This window comes from Mesobacillus subterraneus (genome assembly GCF_000934845.1).
Lineage (GTDB): Bacteria > Bacillota > Bacilli > Bacillales > Cytobacillaceae > Mesobacillus > Mesobacillus stamsii.
The window spans coordinates 1-1,530 of record NZ_JXIQ01000122.1 but is presented as its reverse complement, the minus strand read 5'-3'; the positions used below and the strand labels follow the sequence as shown (position 1 = coordinate 1,530).

Below are 1,530 nucleotides of genomic sequence, written 5' to 3'. Positions count from 1 at the left end.
GTTACCCCACCGACTTCGGGTGTTACAAACTCTCGTGGTGTGACGGGCGGTGTGTACAAGGCCCGGGAACGTATTCACCGCGGCATGCTGATCCGCGATTACTAGCGATTCCGGCTTCATGCAGGCGAGTTGCAGCCTGCAATCCGAACTGAGAATGGTTTTATGGGATTGGCTTCACCTCGCGGCTTCGCTGCCCTTTGTTCCATCCATTGTAGCACGTGTGTAGCCCAGGTCATAAGGGGCATGATGATTTGACGTCATCCCCACCTTCCTCCGGTTTGTCACCGGCAGTCACCTTAGAGTGCCCAACTGAATGCTGGCAACTAAGATCAAGGGTTGCGCTCGTTGCGGGACTTAACCCAACATCTCACGACACGAGCTGACGACAACCATGCACCACCTGTCACTCTGTCCCCCGAAGGGGAACGCCCTATCTCTAGGGTTGTCAGAGGATGTCAAGACCTGGTAAGGTTCTTCGCGTTGCTTCGAATTAAACCACATGCTCCACCGCTTGTGCGGGCCCCCGTCAATTCCTTTGAGTTTCAGCCTTGCGGCCGTACTCCCCAGGCGGAGTGCTTAATGCGTTTGCTGCAGCACTAAAGGGCGGAAACCCTCTAACACTTAGCACTCATCGTTTACGGCGTGGACTACCAGGGTATCTAATCCTGTTCGCTCCCCACGCTTTCGCGCCTCAGCGTCAGTTACAGACCAGAGAGCCGCCTTCGCCACTGGTGTTCCTCCACATCTCTACGCATTTCACCGCTACACGTGGAATTCCGCTCTCCTCTTCTGCACTCAAGTTCCCCAGTTTCCAATGACCCTCCCCGGTTGAGCCGGGGGCTTTCACATCAGACTTAAGGAACCGCCTGCGCGCGCTTTACGCCCAATAATTCCGGACAACGCTTGCCACCTACGTATTACCGCGGCTGCTGGCACGTAGTTAGCCGTGGCTTTCTGGCCAGGTACCGTCAAGGTACCGGCAGTTACTCCGGTACTTGTTCTTCCCTGACAACAGAACTTTACGACCCGAAAGCCTTCATCGTTCACGCGGCGTTGCTCCGTCAGACTTTCGTCCATTGCGGAAGATTCCCTACTGCTGCCTCCCGTAGGAGTCTGGGCCGTGTCTCAGTCCCAGTGTGGCCGATCACCCTCTCAGGTCGGCTACGCATCGTCGCCTTGGTGAGCCATTACCTCACCAACTAGCTAATGCGCCGCGGGCCCATCTGTAAGTGACAGCGAGAAGCCGTCTTTTAGCTTTCGCTCATGAGAGCAAAAGGATTATCCGGTATTAGCTCCGGTTTCCCGAAGTTATCCCAGTCTTACAGGCAGGTTGCCCACGTGTTACTCACCCGTCCGCCGCTGATCTTCAAAAGCAAGCTAATGAAGATCCGCTCGACTTGCATGTATTAGGCACGCCGCCAGCGTTCGTCCTGAGCCAGGATCAAACTCTCCAAAAAAGAGTATGAGTTTAGCTCATAAGTTAAAACGTTGGCTCATGAGCTTCTATAATAGAAGCCATGATAATTGATT

At 54.4% G+C, this 1,530-nt stretch carries 1 rRNA gene; it reads right to left on the bottom strand.

Features of this window, described 5'->3' with window-relative positions:
• Positions 1-1,457, bottom strand: a 16S ribosomal RNA gene (locus UB32_RS15245); the annotation flags it as partial.
• Positions 1,458-1,530 lie beyond the last annotated feature (73 nt).